Origin of the sequence: Anoxybacillus andreesenii (assembly GCF_030813005.1) — a bacterium.
Taxonomy (GTDB): domain Bacteria; phylum Bacillota; class Bacilli; order Bacillales; family Cytobacillaceae; genus Robertmurraya; species Robertmurraya andreesenii.
The window spans coordinates 91,960-110,427 of sequence record NZ_JAUSTU010000006.1 but is presented as its reverse complement, the minus strand read 5'-3'; the positions used below and the strand labels follow the sequence as shown (position 1 = coordinate 110,427).

The following is an 18,468-nucleotide window of genomic DNA, read 5'->3' as shown; positions in this document are numbered from 1 at the left end:
TAGCTTTCCTTTATTTTCTCCATGTCAAATCGTTTATTATTTTTGTATAACTCTGAATCAACTTCACAACCTTCACCGACACATTCTCATCAAAATAATCATTGGCACGATATGTCCGAACATTTTCCTCCCACATCGCCCGACTTAATTCAACAGCCTGCACAATTGTCTGTTCAGTAATTCCACCAATAACGATGGTTCCCTTATCCAGCACCTCCGGCCGTTCTGTTGAGGTCCGGATTAATACTCCCGGAAAACCGAGAATGGCTGATTCCTCTGATAAGGTCCCGCTATCAGACAGAACCGTGAAGGCATTATGCTGGAGCTTGTTATAGTCAAAAAAACCAAAAGGCTTCAGTTGTCGCACGAGTGGATGGAAAGCAAAGCCTCTTTCCTCAATTCGTTTCCAGCTTCTTGGGTGGGTCGAGTAGATTACAGGCAGCTGGTATGTTTCGGCAATTTGGTTAATGGCATTCATCAGTGAAAGGAAGTTTTCCTCGTTATCGATGTTTTCCTCACGATGAGCAGAAACAAGGATGTATTTACCCTGTTCAAGCCCTAAATGCTGGAGCACTGTACTACTTTGGATCTGTTTCATGCTCTTAGCAAGAACTTCTGTCATCGGCGAGCCCGTCACAAAGATATGCTCTTTCCGAATTCCTTCCGATAATAAATAACGTCGACTGTGCTCTGTATAGGGTAGATTGATATCAGAGACGTGATCGACGATTCTACGATTAATTTCTTCGGGCACATTCAAGTCAAAGCAGCGATTGCCTGCTTCCATGTGAAAAATAGGAATTTTCAAACGCTTAGCGGAAATCGCACTCAAACAGCTATTCGTATCTCCCAGGATTAAGAGAGCATCCGGGTTTTCTTCTAGCAAACATTGATAGGAGGAGGAGATGATATTTCCCATCGTTTCCCCAAGATTTTCTCCAACCACTCCCAAAAAATGATCTGGCTTTCTTAACCCTAATTCCTCAAAGAAAATCTCATTTAAGGTGTAATCCCAGTTTTGTCCTGTATGAACGAGAATATGTTCAAAGTAGCGGTCACAGGCCTTAATCACCTCTGATAGGCGGATAATCTCTGGCCTCGTACCGACAATGGTCATAACCTTAAGCTTCTTCACAACTGTTAAACCTCCACATAATACGTATCCGGCTTTTCTGGGTCAAAGATTTCACATGCCCAGAACAATGTAATGACATCCTCATCCCCTGTATTTTCAATCGAGTGGGTATAGCCGACAGGAATGTCCACAACTTCAGGCACTTCACCATTTACGTGATATTTAATAACTTTATCTGAGTCAATCTTTCTAAAGCGAATGGTCGCCTCTCCTTGAATGACGAGAAATTTCTCCACCTTCGTATGATGCCAGTGATTGCCACGAGTCACCCCTGGTTTTGTCTTAGAGATGAAGATTTGACCAAGCTCTTTTGACTTTATAAATTCCGCCAGCCATCCTCGATTGTCGCTGTTTTTCTTAAGACGATAGGAAAAATTGTCCTCTTCCAAGTAGGACAAAAAGGTGCTATACAAATTGCGGTCAAACTCTTTTTCTAAGGAAGGCATCACAAGTGATTCTCGGTTTGCTTTGAAGGAAAAAAGCTTCTCGGCTAGTTCACCGAGCTTTACTTCATATGTCATAGGAACCGTACAGAATTCTCCGTATTTTGTCGGATTTCCATCAAGGGCGCGCAGAAATTCATTCAACACCTCATCGATATAACACATCGTTAAACTAGTCTCTGGATCGTGAATCTCAATTGGTTCATTACGTGAAATCTTATGACAAAAGGTTGCGACGACGCTGTTATAATTCGGACGACACCATTTTCCAAATAGGTTTGGAAGACGATAAACAAACACCTTTGCTCCAGTTTCCCCACTGTACCTAAACAGTAGTTCTTCGCAGGCCCTCTTGCTGTTTCCATAAGGATTATCCTTGTCAGCCTGGGTAGAAGAAGAGAAAAGGACTGGCGCTTTGTTATTATATTTTTTTAAGAGCCCTAATAGTTTGCTAGTAAAGCCTTCATTCCCTTCTACAAACTCTCTTTTATCAAGCGGTCTATTTACTCCTGCCAAATGAAAGACAAACTGGCATTCTTTTAAATATTGTTCAAGTGTTGACGAATCTGTATCACGGGTTACTTTATAAATGTTTTCATACCCCTTATTGATGAGCTGAGAAATGAGATTTTTCCCAACAAAACCATTTGATCCGGTTACGAGTATTTTCACTTTTTCGCCTGCTCCTCCCTTGATTTCTACATGGCTTCTACTATATACTTCGCCTTCTTTAATTCCTCTTGGATATAGTTTAATTGAAGCAACTTCTCCTTTATTTGCTCAACATTTAGAATTTGCGTGTTGTGGGAGTTATACTCTTTGTCCTCTGAAAGCTTTTCATCACCATTGATAAAATATTTGTCATAATTTAAGTCCCGTTTATCTGCCGGTACGCGGTAAAATCCACCCAGATCCTCGGCAACAGAGTGCTCCTCTCTTGTTAAGAGGGTTTCGTATAATTTTTCTCCATGACGAGTTCCAATCACTTTAATCTCATTGTCCGCCTCAAATAATTCCTTTAAAGCCTGCGCTAAATCTCCAATAAAACAAGCTGGCGCTTTTTGCACCATAATGTCTCCTGCATCCGCATTCTGAAACGCAAAAATGACAAGCTCCACCGCTTCTTCTAAGCTCATGAGGAATCTTGTCATTTTGGGATTAGTGATTGTTAATGGTTTGCCACTCTTAATTTGCTCTACAAACAATGGGATTACAGAACCACGAGATGCCATCACATTGCCATACCTCGTACCGCAGATGAGTGTTTGTTCTGGAGAAGTTGTTTTTGCTTTTGCCACAAACACCTTTTCCATCATCGCTTTCGAGATGCCCATCGCATTGATTGGATAGGCAGCTTTATCCGTTGACAGGCAAATCACCTTTTTAACTTTATATTCAATAGCTGCTGTTAAAACATTGTCTGTACCAAGAATATTGGTTTTTACAGCTTCAAGTGGAAAAAACTCACAAGATGGTACTTGCTTGAATGCCGCTGCATGAAACACATAATCAACCTGATGCATCGCATTTTTTACACTTGTGATATCTCTTACATCGCCTAAATAAAATTTCAGCTTATCATTGCGATATTTTTTTCGCATATCATCTTGTTTTTTTTCATCCCGGGAGAAGATCCGAATTTCTTTTACATCCGTGTCCAAGAACCGCTCCATCACGGCGTTTCCGAAGGAGCCTGTGCCTCCCGTAATAAGTAATATCTTGTCTTTAAACATCAAGTTGCCCCTTTCGCTAATGGTAGGTGTTTCATAATGATGTTGATATTTCTACGAATATCGTAATGCTGTTCAAGAAAATGGCGTCCATTTCGCCCAAGGCGTTCCCTAAGATCTACAGTCGAAGCCAAGCTTTGGGCATTTTTGATAAATCCTTCAATATCACCGCTTTCTGACCAAAGACCACATTCGGAATTAAGGAGGACATCCTTTAAGTCCGTTCTTGAGTCGGTGGCTGCAAGAACTGGAAGCGAATGCTCCATATAGGCGGTTAGCCTCGATGGAAAATTTGGAATGGTAAAACGATGATCTAGGAAAATTAATCCAACATCTGCCACAGATAGTAGCTGATCATATTCTGATTTGGGTAATTCCTTCAGCAAGGTTACATTTTGAGGCATGATTTTTTTTAAATGCTTCCTAATTTTTTCATACTCCGTGCCAGAACCAACAATTAACAAATGGGCATTTTCTATTTGGTAGAAATGATCGATGACCTGTAATAGAAAATCGATTCCCTGTGGTCTCCCTAAATTACCTCCATAGACAAATAGAGTCGAGTCGCTTGGAACATCGTATTTCTCAAATACCTGCCTATCTCCCATTTCTTTGATTTCAATTGGCTCAATCGAATTCGGAAAAATTTCTACCTTTCCCTTCTTTATTTTATGATTGTGCTCGAGTATATACCTCACATTGCCTTCTGACATACAACCAATCTTGTCGGACAATTGATATAGGTTCCTTTCCTTTCTACGAAAGTATCTCCATATGAGACTGCCCTTTTTTAGAATTTCGATATCTACAGCATTTTGTGGAAAAATATCCTTCAGAACTAAATAAGTTTTGCTTCTATGCTTTCGTTTGAAGTACTTAATCACTCTTTCGAATGTAATCGGTGGGGTCGAATACATGACTAAGTCAAAATGTACCCCAGCAAAGTACTTTTTAATCGCCCATAGGTATTGCTCTTCAATCAAAAGCGTGGATATTCCTTTTTCAATGAAGCCTGTTTTGGTAATATTCCCCGTCTTCACTTTAAGGAGCTTAATATTCTTCAAGTCTATTAATTCCGTGGGTAGATTTGTTCTCTTTTCCCTTGGAAACACGACATATACATTCAGCCCTCTTCTTGCAAGTTCTCGCACTAGATCTGTATAAATTCCTCTCTCATGAACATCTTCCATCTCTGACAAAGTTAAAAATAGGACATTCAAAAAATTCACCCTTATTTAAAGAAAAATGATTTTCAAAGGCCGTTGCTTGCACCTTCCTAAAACAAGCCTAATATTTTCTTTCGAATTGGCACTGGCTCTTGATGTTCAAGCTTCTCACCCATTAACAGCGCCTCGGCATTTGTTTTGTAAAACGCTGTAAAGTTCCTACCAAAATCAGCAGATATTCGCCGGTAGGCCTCTTGCAATGAAAAGCCTCTGGAGCTACAGTTATGTGCATCTGATGCAATGAAATGAACCATGTGATGTTCGATCAGCTTCTCTGAAAGAGCTTTAGCCTTTTTTCCAAAATTGCCTAGTACACTTGCAGCGGTTACTTGAACGAGAGCGCCCTCATGAATAAGTTCATATAGCAGATTCGGCTCTTCCTCAATCCCCTTATTTCTCTCTGGATGGGCAATGATTGGCACAATTCCCTTTAATCTTAGCTCATACACTGCATGATGAATATTGGGTGGCACCCCTCCTGCTGATAGCTCTAGTAATAGATATCTTCCTTTATCATTAAGAGTAAGTACCTCTTTTTCAAATAGCTTGAACATATCCCGATGCAATCTTAACTCCTGTCCAGGATGAATCGATAAAGGGATTCCTTCATTCTGTAAGTACTTTTGATACTGCCGAATAGCGTTCCGTATCTTTTCCTTTGGATTTTCATAAACCCCATTCATGTGATGAGGAGTGGCTATGAGGTCAGTGATCCCATTACTTACTGCAGCAACTGCCATTTCGATAAACTCCGCTATTTGAGGAGGTCCGTCATCCACACCAGGTATGATATGGGAATGGATGTCAACCACGCTTATCCCTCCTTAGTCATCAACTAACTCATTCTATTAATCTAACTATACTGGCTATAATATTCCGTCTTCTTCGATTCGACCCCATTCACAACAACCCCAAGGATCCTTGATTTTGCTTTTTCAAGGAGTTCTTTTGCTTTTAAGGCACGCTCCTTATGAGTTTTTCCACTAGCCACTACCATCACCACTCCGTCACAACGGTTGGCAATGATTTGGGCGTCTGTCACAGCAAGTACTGGTGGCGTATCATACACAATGTAATCATACCTATTTTCCAATTCCTGCATTAATTTTTCCATCGCCTTTGAGTTTAATAGCTCTGAAGGGTTCGGTGGGATATCGCCAGAGGTCAGGATTTCCAAGTTGGGCACAAAGGTATTGGAAATAGCCCCTTCTAGATCGGTTTCTTTCGTTAAAATATTGGTTAATCCCACAATATTACTCGCCTGAAAGGAATAATGGATGCTAGGCTTCCTTAAATCCGTATCTACGAGCAATACCCTTTTTCCCTGCTGTGCAAGAACAATCGAAAGATTCAATGCCGTTGTTGACTTCCCATCAGCTGGCTCGGGGGAAGTAACCATGATCGATGTAATCTCTTCGTCCACCGAGGAAAACAATATATTTGTACGAATGAGCCTGTATTGTTCGGATATAATTTCTCTTGGGTGATGATGGGCAATTAAAGGAATTGTATTCTTATTTCTATTTCTTTCTCTATACCTTGATCTGCGATTCAATAACCTCTACCCCCATCTTTTGAATTGTGGAGCTTTTTTTCACCTTTTGCTTTGACATTTTTTGAATGGATCCAAGTACAGGAAGTCCTAAATAGGCTTCAACATCAGATGCAGTATGCAATGAATTATCCAGGTACTCCAAAAGAAACACCAGTCCAACGCCCATCAACAATCCCAGTACAATGCCAACGGCAATATTCATTCTAGGATTAGGACTTATCGGTGCCGGATTCTCCTTTAACTCCGCTTTTGCCAATATATTGACATTATCTACATTCATGATCCCTTTAATTTCCTGCTGGAAGGTTTCTGATATTTGATTCACAATTTCAACTGCACGCCCTGGCTTACTATCCTGAACGGTCAATGAAAATACCTGTGATTCCGACTGGCTACTAACCGAAATATTCTGTTCTAACTGCTCAACTGTTTGATTAAGCTCCAGCTTCTCGATCACCTTTTCTAAGATCGCTGCACTTTTAATGATGACGCTATACGTATTGATTAATTCAATATTGCCTCTCATTTGTGTAGTATCTAACTGATAATTTGTGTCCTTTTGATTAACTAAAATTTGTGTTGAAGCTTCATATTTGGGAGTCAGGAGAAAATAAGAAACAACGGCACTTAATGCCCCCATCACAAATGTAAAAAGTGCAATAAGCATCCATCGCTTCCTTATTATTCCAAATAATTCTTTCATGCTAATCGAGTCTTCCATTTTAACCTCCTATCTAGTAGGTTAGATCTGTATTATTTTTCAAGCCTATCATTCTTTAAAAAATCCATAATGATCTGAAACCATAAAGAGTGCCCTCCTTCATTTAGATGAAGGCGGTCACTTGTCATGATATCCGCCAATACAATATTATCCTCATCTATTTTTGTTAAAATCTTTTCATGACTATTGATATAGGACCATTTTTTCTCCATTATTTTTTCTGTTGATGCATTCACATAGTCTAGGTACGTTTGCTTCAAATTATTTTTATTCTCACTGTTAATGATCGGATTAGGTGATAACAATATTATTTTTGCATTTGGAAGTCCCATTTGAAGTGAAGACACTAGTGTTTCCATTTCGTTCACAGTTTGTTCTAAACCAATAGATTGATGGTAATTATTTAATAAAGCCGTTTCAAAAATAACCAAATCTGGTTGCTCTGGAATAATATCATTGATTTTTCCACTATTGATGAAATCAGTTGTTGTATAACCCTCATACCCACGTGCAATGAATCTCAAATTTTCTAGTTCGGGAAACTCGGCCCTTAAGCCTTTTTCAAGCAGCTCTGGCCATGTGTTCGCGGGATGGCTCGCTCCGCTTCCAGCAGCACCATCGCTTCCAACAACTGCGATGACTACATGTTGTTGCGTAAGAGCTTTATATAAAAGATAATCGATGAGCGTTTGGGATGGATGAAGATTTGGGTCCAAGCTTTGGATTCGTGCCTCTTTCGCTTCCCTCTCTCTTAATTGGATTTTCTCTTGCTCCTGTTTCCCTTCTATTCCAGCCGCTGTGAGTTTACTTTGCCAATGCAGATTCCCCATGACAAGCACCCCGATACAAAGAGCGGCTACTATGAAAAACAAAAATGTTCTCACCTTATCCTCCTAAATTTTTTCTACATGGTTACAGTTTTGCTTCTGCCACTTTATAAATTCCACCAATGTCTTGTATTCTTGAATTTCTTTTTTTTCGATCCCAAGCTCTTTTAGTTCCTTTAGCAGGTCGCTCCACTCCTGTTCAATATACAAATGGGAATCGATATCAAGATCAGGTTCGATTAACATCATGAAATCTACATTTAGAACCTTAGCGATTTTCTGAATCACATCAATTGTAGGGTTTTTATTGATGTTTCGTTCAATATTACTTAAATAAGATTTGGAGATATTCGATAGCTCTGCTAATTCCGATAATGTATAGCCTCTTCGCTTCCGGATTTCTGCGATATTTTTTCCAATCATTTTTCAACCTCTTTAACTAGATTTTCTTTTGAAAACTTAGACAATCACTTCCTCTTAAAGTAATCTTCTATTCTATTTGAATTTGATTTTTGACGCAGTTGATTACTCGCATCTGCTCTTCCTCGTTCATATTCGTTCCAGAAGGCAAGCATAGTCCATCCTTGAACAGCTTCTCTGAAATGACCTCTTCTTGACTATGAGCAAAAAACTGGTACCCCCTGAAAAGTGGCTGAAGATGGAGCGGCTTCCACACAGGTCTGGCCTCAATATTTTCTTTATCAAGCGCTCTAAGTAGTTCGTTCCTATTAAAACCAGTTATTTGAGCATCCAGCACAATGGCCGTTAGCCACCGATTCGAATACGTCTCTTCCAGTTCTGGCATAAAGGAAATACCCGGAACCGAACCTAGTTCTTTTTCATAGGTATTGAAAATCTCTCTTTTTCTTTTCACTCTTTCCTCTAATACTTCCAATTGACCTCTACCAATCCCAGCCAAAACATTGCTTAGCCGATAGTTGTAGCCCATTTCACTATGCTGATAATGGGGGGCAGGCTCTCGTGCTTGGGTTGCCAAGAAACGGGCTTTTTGCAGTGATACGATATGATTCGAAACAAGCATTCCTCCGCCAGAGGTCGTAATAATTTTGTTGCCATTAAAGGAGAAAATCCCAAAATCCCCCATGCTTCCACTCATTTTGCCTTTATAGGAAGAGCCTAGCGATTCCGCTGCATCCTCGATAATTGGAACCTGATAGGCGTTACAGATGGCGATGATTTCATCCATCCGAGCAGACTGGCCATAAAGATGAACAACAATGACTGCCTTTGGAAGCTTATTTTCCCGTTTCGCTACTTGGAATGCTCGTTCTAATGCAAGTGGGGACATATTCCACGTTTCTGGCTCTGAATCGATAAAAACTGGCTCTGCCCCTTGGTATAAAATAGGATTTGCCGATGCGACAAATGTTAGGGAGGAGCAGAAGACAATATCCCCCTCTTTAACATCCAATAAAGAAAGAGCCAAGTGAATCGCTGCAGTACCTGAGCTTACTGCAACGGCATCCTTGACTCCCACATAGGTCGCTATTTCTTTTTCGAATTCATTCACATTAGGGCCTAATGGAGCTACCCAGTTAGTATCAAAAGCTTCATTAATATATTTCATTTCCATCCCGCTCATATGTGGGGACGATAAGTAGATTCTATTCTTGATTGTGGTATTTAGCAGGGGGCTCCCTCCTTTCATAACTTAGCCATGGCTCTTTGTTCGTACCTCTCCTGCGCCCTCAAAATCTGGTTCATCGAGATGAATATTTTCCGATCGAATCACCTTCAAAAAGGTTAGCCAGAGAATCTTTAGATCCAATAAAAAAGTTTGATGCTCTACATACCATACATCGAGCTCAAACTTCTCTTCCCAGGTGATTGAATTTCTGCCATTGACCTGCGCCCAGCCAGTGATCCCAGGTTTCACCAAATGCCTTCTTGCCTGCTTTTCCGAATACAGAGGAAGATACTCCATCAATAGTGGTCTTGGCCCAACAAGACTTAACTCGCCCTTCAAAACATTGATTAACTGTGGCAGCTCATCAAGACTGAATTTACGAAGAAATACACCCAAAGAAGTAATCCTTAGATGGTCTGGCAACAGCTTTCCATCATGATCTCTTTCATTACTCATCGAACGAAATTTATAGAGATCAAAGGGAGCACCATGCAACCCTGGTCTTTTTTGTTTAAAAAGGACTGGTGCCCCAAGCTTCCATTTGATTAAAAGAGCAACTAGGAGCATGAGCGGTGCAAGTACTATCAATCCTAATATTGAGATAAATAAATCCAATATTCTTTTCATCCATTCACATCCATAAAATCTTCTCGAAATCGCTATTTATTTGAATCTATTTCATCAAGTCTCTTCTTAATTTCTTCTATTAAACTAGATAGTTTCATATCTTCTACTTCATTCCCTATTGTATAAGCGTAGATTAGTACTTCTTTGAATTTTTCCTGATCTATACAGCCCTTCATTTGTCGATTACTCTTTTCATTAAATATTATAAAAATAGATTCTTTTCTTCTATTACATACCCATCTGGGTTCAGAGATTGCCACTTCCATGTATCTCTGCACATTTCACTAATTCCCTTTTCAGCGCTCCAATCAAGCTCTGCCTTAGCTTTTGTTGGATCGGCATAGCAAATCGCAATATCGCCTTGTCTCGCTTCCACAATTTTATATGGGATTGGAACCCCAGTTACCTTCTCAAATTCCTTCACCATTTCAAGAACACTATAGCCTCGACCAGTTCCAAGATTATAAGCATCAACACCAACCTCATTTAGCGTCTTATCAAGTGCTTTGAGATGGCCTTTTGCAAGGTCCACTACATGAATATAATCACGGACCCCCGTACCATCGGGCGTTGCATACTCAGCTCCAAATACATTAAGATGACTTCGCTTCCCAACAGCTACTTGAGCAATATAAGGCATCAGGTTATTCGGAATCCCATTTGGATCCTCACCAATCCGCCCACTTTGATGAGCCCCAATCGGGTTAAAATATCGTAATAGAGCGATACTCCACTTCTTATCAGATAGATAGATATCTTTCAATATTTCCTCAATCATTTGCTTTGTTCTTCCGTAGGGATTCGTTGGACTTAACAAAGAGTCCTCTGTAATTGGGACGGTTTCGGGGGCACCGTACACCGTTGCAGAGGAGCTGAAAACGATTTTCTTAACATCATATTTTTGCATCAAATGACAGAGAATGATCGTTCCTGTCACATTGTTTTGATAGTAGTGAAGAGGTACAGATACGGAGTCACCAACGGCTTTGAGGCCAGCAAAATGAATGACTGCGTCAATTTCATTTTCCCGAAACACAGACTCCAGCCCTGCATGATTCAGAAGATCCACCTCGTAAAACGTGGGCTTCTTTCCAGTTATCTCATATACTCTATCAAGTGCCCTTGGATTACTGTTCGATAAATTATCGACGACAATTACCTCATAGCCTGCCTCTAGAAGCTCCACACAAGTATGACTTCCTATGTAACCAGCCCCTCCTGTAACAAGAATTGCCAATATTCCACCCCCTGAACTTAAGAATTTAACACCTTTTGACTCCCTACCAAACCCTCGATATACGATAAAACGTCATGCTGTATGTCCTCCTGCTGTATAGCAAAATCAATGGTAGCCTTCACAAATCCAAGCTTATCCCCAAGGTCATACCTTTTTCCTTCAAATTCATAGGCTAAGACTTCCTTCTTCTCATTAAGAAGATTGATGGCATCAGTTAATTGGATTTCCCCTCCCGCACCTGGTGGAAGCTCTGCCAAAATCTCAAATATTTCCGGCTGCAAAATATATCTGCCTAAAATTGCATAATTCGATGGAGCTTCATGAATACTAGGTTTTTCAACTAGGTTCCGAATGGAGATAATTCCTTTCTCCACGTTGCCTCCTTTTGGATTAATAATCCCATACTTATGGACGTCCTCACGCTGGACCTCCTGTACACCGACAACAGTCGTACTATAGCGATTAAAGACATCCATCAGTTGCTTTAGGCAAGGCTTCTCCGAACGGACAATATCATCCCCTAGAAGGACTGCGAACGGTTCATTTCCTATGAATCTACTGGCGCAGGAAATGGCATCCCCCAGTCCCCTTGCTTCCTTCTGCCGGATATAATGAATGTTCGCCATATTCGATATCTTTTGAACCTGGTAAAGAAGGTCATGCTTTTTTTTCTTAAGAAGTGTTTCCTCGAGTTCGTAGGACTTATCAAAATGGTCCTCAATGGCTCGCTTTCCACGCCCTGTCACAATAATAATGTCTTCAATCCCTGATTCGATCGCTTCCTCGACAATATATTGAATCGTCGGCTTATCGACGATCGGCAGCATTTCCTTTGGCTGTGCCTTTGTAGCAGGTAGAAACCGTGTTCCAAGACCAGCAGCCGGTATAATCGCCTTTCTTACTTTCATATGTTCAATCCCACCTAAATATTTATAGTACAGCTAGCTTTTTCTCCGTTGCCTGATCATTGCTAAGGAATAACAGATGTTCTCTCAGAGTATTTTTTTCCATGGATGCAAACCCATCAATCAACTGCATAATCGATTCCACATCCGTATTCATCGTTTTTCCTACATAAATTTTTGGATGAATTTGCTCCTCATGAATTTCTCCGGGCTTTAATAATTCTTCAAATAACTTCTCGCCCGGTCTCATTCCTGTGTATTCAATTCCGATTTCTTCAACCGTACTGCCTGATAGATGAATTAAGTTCTTAGCAAGGTCGACAATTTTGACTGGCTCTCCCATGTCGAGCACAAATACCTCTCCCCCTTCAGCCAATGCCCCTGCTTGTAAGACAAGTCTGGATGCTTCCGGGATGGTCATGAAGTAACGGACCATATCAGGATGAGTGACCGTCACGGGCCCCCCTCTTTGAATTTGCTTTGTAAAAAGCGGGATGACACTGCCTCTACTCCCCAACACATTTCCAAAACGGACAGCCACGAATTTCGTTTCACTTTCCTTATTGATGTGTTGAATGATAAGTTCAGCGAGCCTTTTCGTTGCTCCCATCACACTCGTTGGATTTACCGCTTTGTCTGTAGAAATCATGACGAAATCATCGACCCTGTTCCAGTTTGCTGCATTCGCGACATTCAAGGTACCAATAATATTATTTTTGACGGCCTCATCAGGATTCATTTCCATCAAGGGTACATGCTTATGTGCAGCAGCATGGTAAACAACGTTTGGCTGATACTCCTTCATCAGCGACATCATTTTGTCCCCATCCTGGATATCCGCAATTTCTGTGTAAAATTCAATCCCACTCGAGCCGTATGATTCCTCTAACTCCATCCTGATGGAATAGATGCTATTCTCACCGTGCCCTAATAAAATGAGTTTTTGAGGCTGGAATTTGCAAACCTGCCTACAAATCTCTGAACCTATCGAGCCACCAGCACCTGTTATTAACACTATTTTATTTGTTAAATAATCAGATATTCTTTCCGAATCCAACTGTACTGGCTCTCTTCCTAATAAATCCTCTACTTGCACATCACGAAAATGGTTGACGGCTATTTTTCCTGTCATTAAATCCTCTAATCTTGGAATCGTTTGGGTCCTTATTCCTGTTTTTAAGCATTTTTGAACAATGAGGTTTAACTCTCTTCGTTCCAGGGAAGGTAAGGCAATAACAATATTTTCAACCTGATAATGTTGAATCGCTTTTTCAATTTTGTTTCTCCCCCCAAAAACAGGAATTCCAAGAATATCGAGATGCTGCTTTTTGACGTCATCATCAATAAAGGCGACAGGTTTTAACTCAGCATCATGACTAAGAAGCAGCTGCCTTGCAACCATAGTGCCAGCTGAGCCTGCACCAACGATAAGTGTTCTAATCTTGCTGTCGTCCTCGCTCTTTCGATAGTTATTCAGGACCCTCCAGCCAAAGCGGGAACCGCCGATCAATAGCATATGGAGCATCCACGTAACAACGATAAGGCGTAGGTAAGCATCTTGAAAAAAAATAAACTGTAAGATACCTACAGTCAGAAACGTAAAACTCACCGTCTTCAGTACGATGAGGAGCTCACCAATACTGGCGTACAGCCATGCTTTTTTGTAGAGCTTATAAATATAGCTAAAAAAATGATGACAGCTTAACAGAATCAAAGTACTCAACATGTATGTACTTGAAGCAAAATCAAAATGAATATTTGTTAATGCACTTCCAATAAAAAGAGCAATCACTACAATGATAGAATCGGAAAAAAAAAATATAGAAATCCTTCTTTTATAACTCACCCATATCCCCCTTAAGATAAAATAAAATTCTTAACTACAAAGTTTTTCTAAAAAACTCCTTAGTTAAGAATTTTATAAAAAATGGGCATCTAACCCGTCCTCACACCACACTATCGACGACTAGCGTCTAAGGTAATTGCAACCCACAGCATGACCGAGTGCCTTCGTTATTAAAGGTAAGAAGACATCACCTATCCCAAAACCAAGTTCAATATAAGACTTAGATTTGTGCTTTTTAAAGAACGGTAAGAGAAAAATAAAAAACTTGTTTGGAACCTGTTTTATTTTCATAACCTATGATAGTTCTTTATAAAGAACAAGTCAATACCTTTTGAAGAATATTTTAAAAAAAAATGATAATATTGAACTAGACACATTCTTTATATTGAACTCTTCATTTTATGACGCTTGGGGTTCTTTCATTCCACCAATCTCGCCCTTCTCCTTATTTCCTTCTAAAAAAACTCTATCAATTTTTTAAACTTCATAGTAACATGGAAAAATATCAACAGGTTGAAGGAGTATTCGCATAAATGAAAATTGAAGAACAATGGACATCAAAGCTAGGTTTTATTTTGGCAGCTGCTGGGTCAGCGATCGGACTTGGGGCGATTTGGAAGTTCCCCTATGTAGCAGGAACGAATGGAGGAGCGATCTTTTTTCTTCTTTTTATTTTATTTACCCTATTTATTGGAGCTCCCATTTTAATTGCAGAGTTTATTATAGGGCGGGCCACACAGAAGGATGCCATTAGCGCATACCGGGAATTAGCACCTCGCACGCCCTGGCATTTCATCGGATACTTGGGCGTAATAGCCTCGATTGTCCTTCTTTCCTTCTACAGTGTTGTCGGGGGATGGATCTTATCTTATTTATGGAGAAGCATTACGGGAGCTTTTAGTGGTTTGTCACAAGAACAATATGCATCCCTATTCGAGAAAACGATTGGGAACCCTGCTGAAGCCATTATTACCCAGCTTATTTTTATGCTTATTACCATTTGGGTCGTTCAAGGCGGCATTCAAAAAGGGATTGAGAAAGCAAATAAATATATGATGCCAGCTTTGTTCATTCTCTTTATTATTCTCGCGATTCGTTCGATGACATTAACAGGGGCATCAAGCGGAATTGAATTTCTATTGAAGCCTGATTTTAGCAACGTTTCTGCTCAAACGCTTCTCCTCTCACTCGGACAGTCCTTCTTTGCCTTAAGTGTCGGGATTTCCGTAATGGTGACCTATGCATCTTATTTATCAAAAGCTGAAAATATGATGAAATCGGCTTTTTCCGTTGTTGGTTTAAATATCTTAATTTCATTGTTAGCGGGATTGGTTATTTTTCCAGCTGTTTTCGCCCTTGGGTTTGAACCTGATGCTGGTCCTGGACTCGTATTTGTCGTCCTACCTGCAGTTTTTAATGAAATGGTGTTTGGCGGCGTCTTTTTATCGATTTTCTTAATTTTGTTATTGTTTGCTACATTAACCTCTGCTTTTTCCATTTTGGAAATTGTTGTTGCCGTTATGGTCAAGAAGGAAGCAGGAAAAAGGAAGCGAGCTGCTTGGATAGCAGGAATCATTATTTTCGTCATTGGGATTCCAAGCGCACTTTCATTTGGGGTTCTCTCAGATATTACTCTGTTTAAAAAAGGTATTTTTGATTTTGCTGATTTCATGGTCAGCAATGTCGGCTTACCACTTGGTGCCTTGTTTATTTCAATATTTGTTGGCTACCGAGTTCCACGTAAGCTTGTAAAAAAGGAACTAGAGCTTGGAACAAAGGGCTTAGGTAAGCTTTTTGATCTATGGTATTTTTCTATTCGTTATGTGGTGCCAATCGCTATTATAATTGTTTTCTTGAATTCTGTAGGGATTTTAAAATAGACAAAAGCAAGTGGAGTGAATGCTACCACTTGCTTTTTTTTACAAGGATCCTATTGATTTAGATACGTTCCACAAAACGCTTCATTCTTTTAACGGCTTCCTGTAATTGTTCCATGGATGAAGCATAAGAGCAGCGAATATGTCCTTGTCCACTTTCTCCAAACACATCTCCTGGAACAACGGCTACCTTTTCCTCAAGCAACAGCCTTTCTGCAAATTGCTCAGAGGTGAGACCAGTGCTTTGAACCGATGGGAAAGCATAGAAGGCGCCACCTGGAACATGGCACTCCAGCCCAATTTCATTTAAGGATTGTACAAAATAATTTCTCCTACGGCGATAATCCTTTCGCATCCCAATGACATCCTCTTGGCCATTCTTCAGTGCTTCAACAGCAGCATATTGAGCCATGGTGGGTGCACACATAATCGCATATTGATGAATTTTGAGCATCGCCTGTGTAATTTCCTCAGGGGCACAAACAAAACCGAGACGCCAACCTGTCATGGCAAAGCCTTTGGAAAATCCAGAAATCAAAATCGTTCTTTCTCTCATTCCTTCAATCGCAGCAAGACTGACAAATTTCTCATCATAGGATAGCTCGGCATAAATCTCATCAGATAAGATAAGCAAATTATACTTTTTCGCCACTGCAGCAATTTCCTCGAGATCATGCCGATTCAACATCGTCCCTGTTGGATTGTTTGGAGAGCAGAGAATAACAGCCTTCGTCCGATTGGTAATCGCTTGTTCAAGCTCCTCGGCAGTAATCTTAAAATCATTTTCCTTCTTTGTCTGCACCGTAACAGGCTTCCCACCAGCTAGGGCAACAAGGGGAGCATAGGAAACAAAGCATGGCTCAATCACAATGACCTCATCACCCGCGTCGATAATTGCTCTCAAGGCAATATCTAGCGCCTGGCTGGCCCCAACCGTCACGATAATTTCTTTTTTCGGCGAGTAGGTCACATGAAAGCCCTTTTCCATATACGCTGAAATTTCTTCCCTTAGCTCCAGCAACCCCGCATTCGCCGTATAGGACGTATACCCCTGTTCCAGGGATAGAATAGCCGCCTCCCGTACAGACCATGAAGTGACAAAATCCGGCTCTCCTACTCCAAGGGAAATAACCCCTTCGATTCCGGCCGCTAGATCAAAGAAGCGACGTATACCAGAAGGCTTGAGTGCATTCACAGTTTCAGATAGGTATGTTTTCGTCTGTTCCATTAAGGAGCCACCACAATTCGCTTGTCGTCATCATTCTGCTCAAAAATGGTTCCATCGTGCTTATATTTTTTCAAAATAAAATGAGTGGTTGTTGAAATGACAGAATCAAGGGTAGAGAGCTTCTGTGAAACAAAGTTTGCCACCTCATTCATCGTCTTTCCTTCAATCACAACTGATAAATCATAGGCACCAGACATCAAATATAATGCCTTGACCTCTTTAAAGCGATAAATTCTTTCTGCGATTTCATCAAAGCCAACACCTCGTTTTGGCGTTACTTTGACATCGATCATCGCCGTGACTCCCTCTTGCCCCGCTATTTTGGACCAATCTACAATAGAGGAGTACTGTACAATCACATTGCTTTCCTCAAGCTTCTTGATAAGCATTTCTGTTTCTTGTACACTTAAGTTCACCATTTTGGCTAAATCTTCTACAGGAATTCGAGCATTTTTTTCAAGTACTTCGACAATTTCCAACTCAATCTCTGTCAGCTTCATAAAAACCACCTTAATTTATGTCATAAAATAACTAAATTATATCAAAATATGCTGTGATTGAGTATTTCATTTTAATACTTCTACGATTTTTTTGAGAGGAGGGTTTTTTCATGTCCGTTTTGAAGGGCAAACAGAAAATAAATGGGAATGATCTTTACTATGAGCATTATTTACACGAAACATCCTCCAAGACCATTCTTTTAATTCACGGTTTTCTTTCGTCCACCTTTAGCTTTCGACGCTTGATTCCATTGCTATGCCAAGAATACAACGTGATTTCAATCGATTTTCCTCCCTTTGGCAAGAGCGGCAAGTCAACAAGGTACGTCTATTCCTACAATAATATTGCTAAATCGATCCTCTCGCTTCTTGAGCAGCTTCATATTCGTGAATTTGTCGTAATTGGTCATTCAATGGGAGGACAGCTCTCTTTAAACATTGCTTATTTACGACCAGATTTAGTAAAGAAGGTTGTCCTATTATGTAGTTCAGGATATCTAGAACGCTCGAAGCAATCCTTGATCTATTTGAGCTATTTACCTTTTTTTCATCTATTTATAAAACGGTATCTAGAAAAATCAGGAGTGATGAAAAATTTGCAAAATGTTGTCTTCAATCAGCAATTAATTGATGAAGAAATGTTCCAGGGGTATATGGAGCCATTTTTAAATGAAGAAATATTTAAGGGACTAGCAAGATTGTTGCGCCACAGAGAGGGTGATTTATCGGAAGAAATGTTACATAAAATTGAAACGCCATGCCTCCTCATTTGGGGAGAGGAGGATAAAGTGGTACCACTCAGCATCGGCAAACGATTACAGAAGGATTTGAAAAATTCTCGTCTTATTGTGTTAAGTGAGACAGGCCATCTTGTTCCAGAGGAGCGGCCAAAAGAAGTTTTTCAGCATATTGTTAGCTTTTTGCAGGAAACAGAAGTTCATGTGGAAGCCTAATAGCTATTGT

19 protein-coding genes are annotated in these 18,468 nt (G+C 40.2%); 2 read left to right on the top strand and 17 right to left on the bottom strand.

The annotated features are described in order from the left end of the window. Positions 1-10: 10 nt before the first annotated feature. The 15 genes from wecB to J2S07_RS08100 form a co-directional block, all read right to left on the bottom strand. On the bottom strand, positions 11-1,135 hold the full coding sequence (gene wecB / locus J2S07_RS08165; RefSeq protein WP_307149928.1) for a non-hydrolyzing UDP-N-acetylglucosamine 2-epimerase: 1,125 nt from the start codon (positions 1,133-1,135) through the stop codon (positions 11-13). Between the two features lie 5 nt (positions 1,136-1,140). Then, entirely contained in the window at positions 1,141-2,250 is a 1,110-nt protein-coding gene (locus J2S07_RS08160; RefSeq protein WP_307149927.1) for a capsular polysaccharide biosynthesis protein CapF, read from the bottom strand. 26 nt (positions 2,251-2,276) lie between these two features. Continuing rightward, on the bottom strand, positions 2,277-3,311 hold the full coding sequence (locus J2S07_RS08155; RefSeq protein ID WP_307149926.1) for a polysaccharide biosynthesis protein: 1,035 nt from the start codon (positions 3,309-3,311) through the stop codon (positions 2,277-2,279). Beyond that, positions 3,311-4,528 (bottom strand): glycosyltransferase family 4 protein, encoded by a 1,218-nt coding sequence (locus tag J2S07_RS08150; RefSeq protein ID WP_307149925.1) that lies wholly within the window; start codon positions 4,526-4,528, stop codon positions 3,311-3,313. Before J2S07_RS08150 ends, J2S07_RS08155 begins: the two co-directional genes overlap by 1 nt. Positions 4,529-4,584: 56 nt before the next feature. Next, on the bottom strand, positions 4,585-5,346 hold the full coding sequence (locus J2S07_RS08145) for a tyrosine-protein phosphatase (protein WP_307149924.1): 762 nt from the start codon (positions 5,344-5,346) through the stop codon (positions 4,585-4,587). 41 nt (positions 5,347-5,387) lie between these two features. Continuing rightward, positions 5,388-6,089, bottom strand: coding sequence for a CpsD/CapB family tyrosine-protein kinase (locus J2S07_RS08140; RefSeq protein WP_307149923.1), 702 nt, complete (start codon positions 6,087-6,089; stop codon positions 5,388-5,390). Further along, positions 6,067-6,810: a YveK family protein gene (locus tag J2S07_RS08135; RefSeq protein ID WP_307149922.1), complete on the bottom strand. Its 744-nt coding sequence runs from the start codon at positions 6,808-6,810 to the stop codon at positions 6,067-6,069. The genes J2S07_RS08140 and J2S07_RS08135 overlap by 23 nt, the downstream gene beginning before the upstream one ends. Positions 6,811-6,842: 32 nt before the next feature. Further along, complete coding sequence (locus J2S07_RS08130) at positions 6,843-7,694, bottom strand: SGNH/GDSL hydrolase family protein (RefSeq protein WP_307149921.1); 852 nt, start codon at positions 7,692-7,694, stop codon at positions 6,843-6,845. A 9-nt stretch (positions 7,695-7,703) separates the two neighbouring features. After that, the gene (locus tag J2S07_RS08125; RefSeq protein WP_307149920.1) at positions 7,704-8,060 is read right to left on the bottom strand and encodes a helix-turn-helix domain-containing protein; all 357 of its coding nucleotides are present in this window, start codon (positions 8,058-8,060) and stop codon (positions 7,704-7,706) included. Positions 8,061-8,127: 67 nt separating this feature from the next. Further along, positions 8,128-9,288 (bottom strand): DegT/DnrJ/EryC1/StrS family aminotransferase, encoded by a 1,161-nt coding sequence (locus J2S07_RS08120; protein WP_307150021.1) that lies wholly within the window; start codon positions 9,286-9,288, stop codon positions 8,128-8,130. A 21-nt stretch (positions 9,289-9,309) separates the two neighbouring features. After that, positions 9,310-9,912, bottom strand: a complete 603-nt coding sequence (locus J2S07_RS08115) for a sugar transferase (protein WP_307149919.1) — start codon at positions 9,910-9,912, stop codon at positions 9,310-9,312. A 32-nt stretch (positions 9,913-9,944) separates the two neighbouring features. Further along, positions 9,945-10,088 (bottom strand): YwzD family small protein, encoded by a 144-nt coding sequence (locus J2S07_RS22065; RefSeq protein ID WP_510182027.1) that lies wholly within the window; start codon positions 10,086-10,088, stop codon positions 9,945-9,947. A gap of 26 nt (positions 10,089-10,114) precedes the next feature. Next, positions 10,115-11,149, bottom strand: coding sequence for a UDP-glucose 4-epimerase GalE (gene galE, locus J2S07_RS08110; protein WP_307149918.1), 1,035 nt, complete (start codon positions 11,147-11,149; stop codon positions 10,115-10,117). Between the two features lie 17 nt (positions 11,150-11,166). Next, on the bottom strand, positions 11,167-12,057 hold the full coding sequence (gene galU, locus J2S07_RS08105) for a UTP--glucose-1-phosphate uridylyltransferase GalU (protein WP_307149917.1): 891 nt from the start codon (positions 12,055-12,057) through the stop codon (positions 11,167-11,169). 22 nt (positions 12,058-12,079) lie between these two features. After that, a complete protein-coding gene (locus J2S07_RS08100; RefSeq protein ID WP_307149916.1) occupies positions 12,080-13,900 on the bottom strand; it encodes a polysaccharide biosynthesis protein in 1,821 nt (606 codons plus the stop codon). Between the two features lie 533 nt (positions 13,901-14,433). Between J2S07_RS08100 and J2S07_RS08095 the strand changes: the two genes are divergently transcribed. Then, positions 14,434-15,780, top strand: coding sequence for a sodium-dependent transporter (locus tag J2S07_RS08095; protein WP_307149915.1), 1,347 nt, complete (start codon positions 14,434-14,436; stop codon positions 15,778-15,780). A gap of 58 nt (positions 15,781-15,838) precedes the next feature. Here J2S07_RS08095 and J2S07_RS08090 read toward each other — a convergent pair whose 3' ends face one another. Then, positions 15,839-17,005, bottom strand: coding sequence for an aminotransferase (locus J2S07_RS08090; protein WP_307149914.1), 1,167 nt, complete (start codon positions 17,003-17,005; stop codon positions 15,839-15,841). Beyond that, the gene (locus J2S07_RS08085) at positions 17,005-17,505 is read right to left on the bottom strand and encodes an Lrp/AsnC family transcriptional regulator (protein WP_307149913.1); all 501 of its coding nucleotides are present in this window, start codon (positions 17,503-17,505) and stop codon (positions 17,005-17,007) included. The genes J2S07_RS08090 and J2S07_RS08085 overlap by 1 nt, the downstream gene beginning before the upstream one ends. A gap of 110 nt (positions 17,506-17,615) precedes the next feature. On the opposite strand from J2S07_RS08085, the gene J2S07_RS08080 reads away from it, so the two are divergent. Continuing rightward, positions 17,616-18,458: an alpha/beta fold hydrolase gene (locus tag J2S07_RS08080; RefSeq protein WP_307149912.1), complete on the top strand. Its 843-nt coding sequence runs from the start codon at positions 17,616-17,618 to the stop codon at positions 18,456-18,458. The last annotated feature ends 10 nt before the right edge of the window (positions 18,459-18,468 follow it).

Excerpts from the sequence above, each read along its gene's own strand:
- J2S07_RS08095 (WP_307149915.1), top strand. The coding sequence starts at position 14,434 with ATGAAAATTGAAGAACAATGGACATCAAAGCTAGGTTTTATTTTGGCA.
- J2S07_RS08080 (WP_307149912.1), top strand. The coding sequence starts at position 17,616 with ATGTCCGTTTTGAAGGGCAAACAGAAAATAAATGGGAATGATCTTTAC.
- J2S07_RS08135 (WP_307149922.1), bottom strand. The coding sequence starts at position 6,810 with ATGGAAGACTCGATTAGCATGAAAGAATTATTTGGAATAATAAGGAAG.
- J2S07_RS08125 (WP_307149920.1), bottom strand. The coding sequence starts at position 8,060 with ATGATTGGAAAAAATATCGCAGAAATCCGGAAGCGAAGAGGCTATACA.
- J2S07_RS08090 (WP_307149914.1), bottom strand. The coding sequence starts at position 17,005 with ATGGAACAGACGAAAACATACCTATCTGAAACTGTGAATGCACTCAAG.
- J2S07_RS08085 (WP_307149913.1), bottom strand. The coding sequence starts at position 17,505 with ATGAAGCTGACAGAGATTGAGTTGGAAATTGTCGAAGTACTTGAAAAA.
- J2S07_RS08115 (WP_307149919.1), bottom strand. The coding sequence starts at position 9,912 with ATGAAAAGAATATTGGATTTATTTATCTCAATATTAGGATTGATAGTA.
- J2S07_RS22065 (WP_510182027.1), bottom strand. The coding sequence starts at position 10,088 with ATGAAGGGCTGTATAGATCAGGAAAAATTCAAAGAAGTACTAATCTAC.
- J2S07_RS08155 (WP_307149926.1), bottom strand. The coding sequence starts at position 3,311 with ATGTTTAAAGACAAGATATTACTTATTACGGGAGGCACAGGCTCCTTC.
- galU (WP_307149917.1), bottom strand. The coding sequence starts at position 12,057 with ATGAAAGTAAGAAAGGCGATTATACCGGCTGCTGGTCTTGGAACACGG.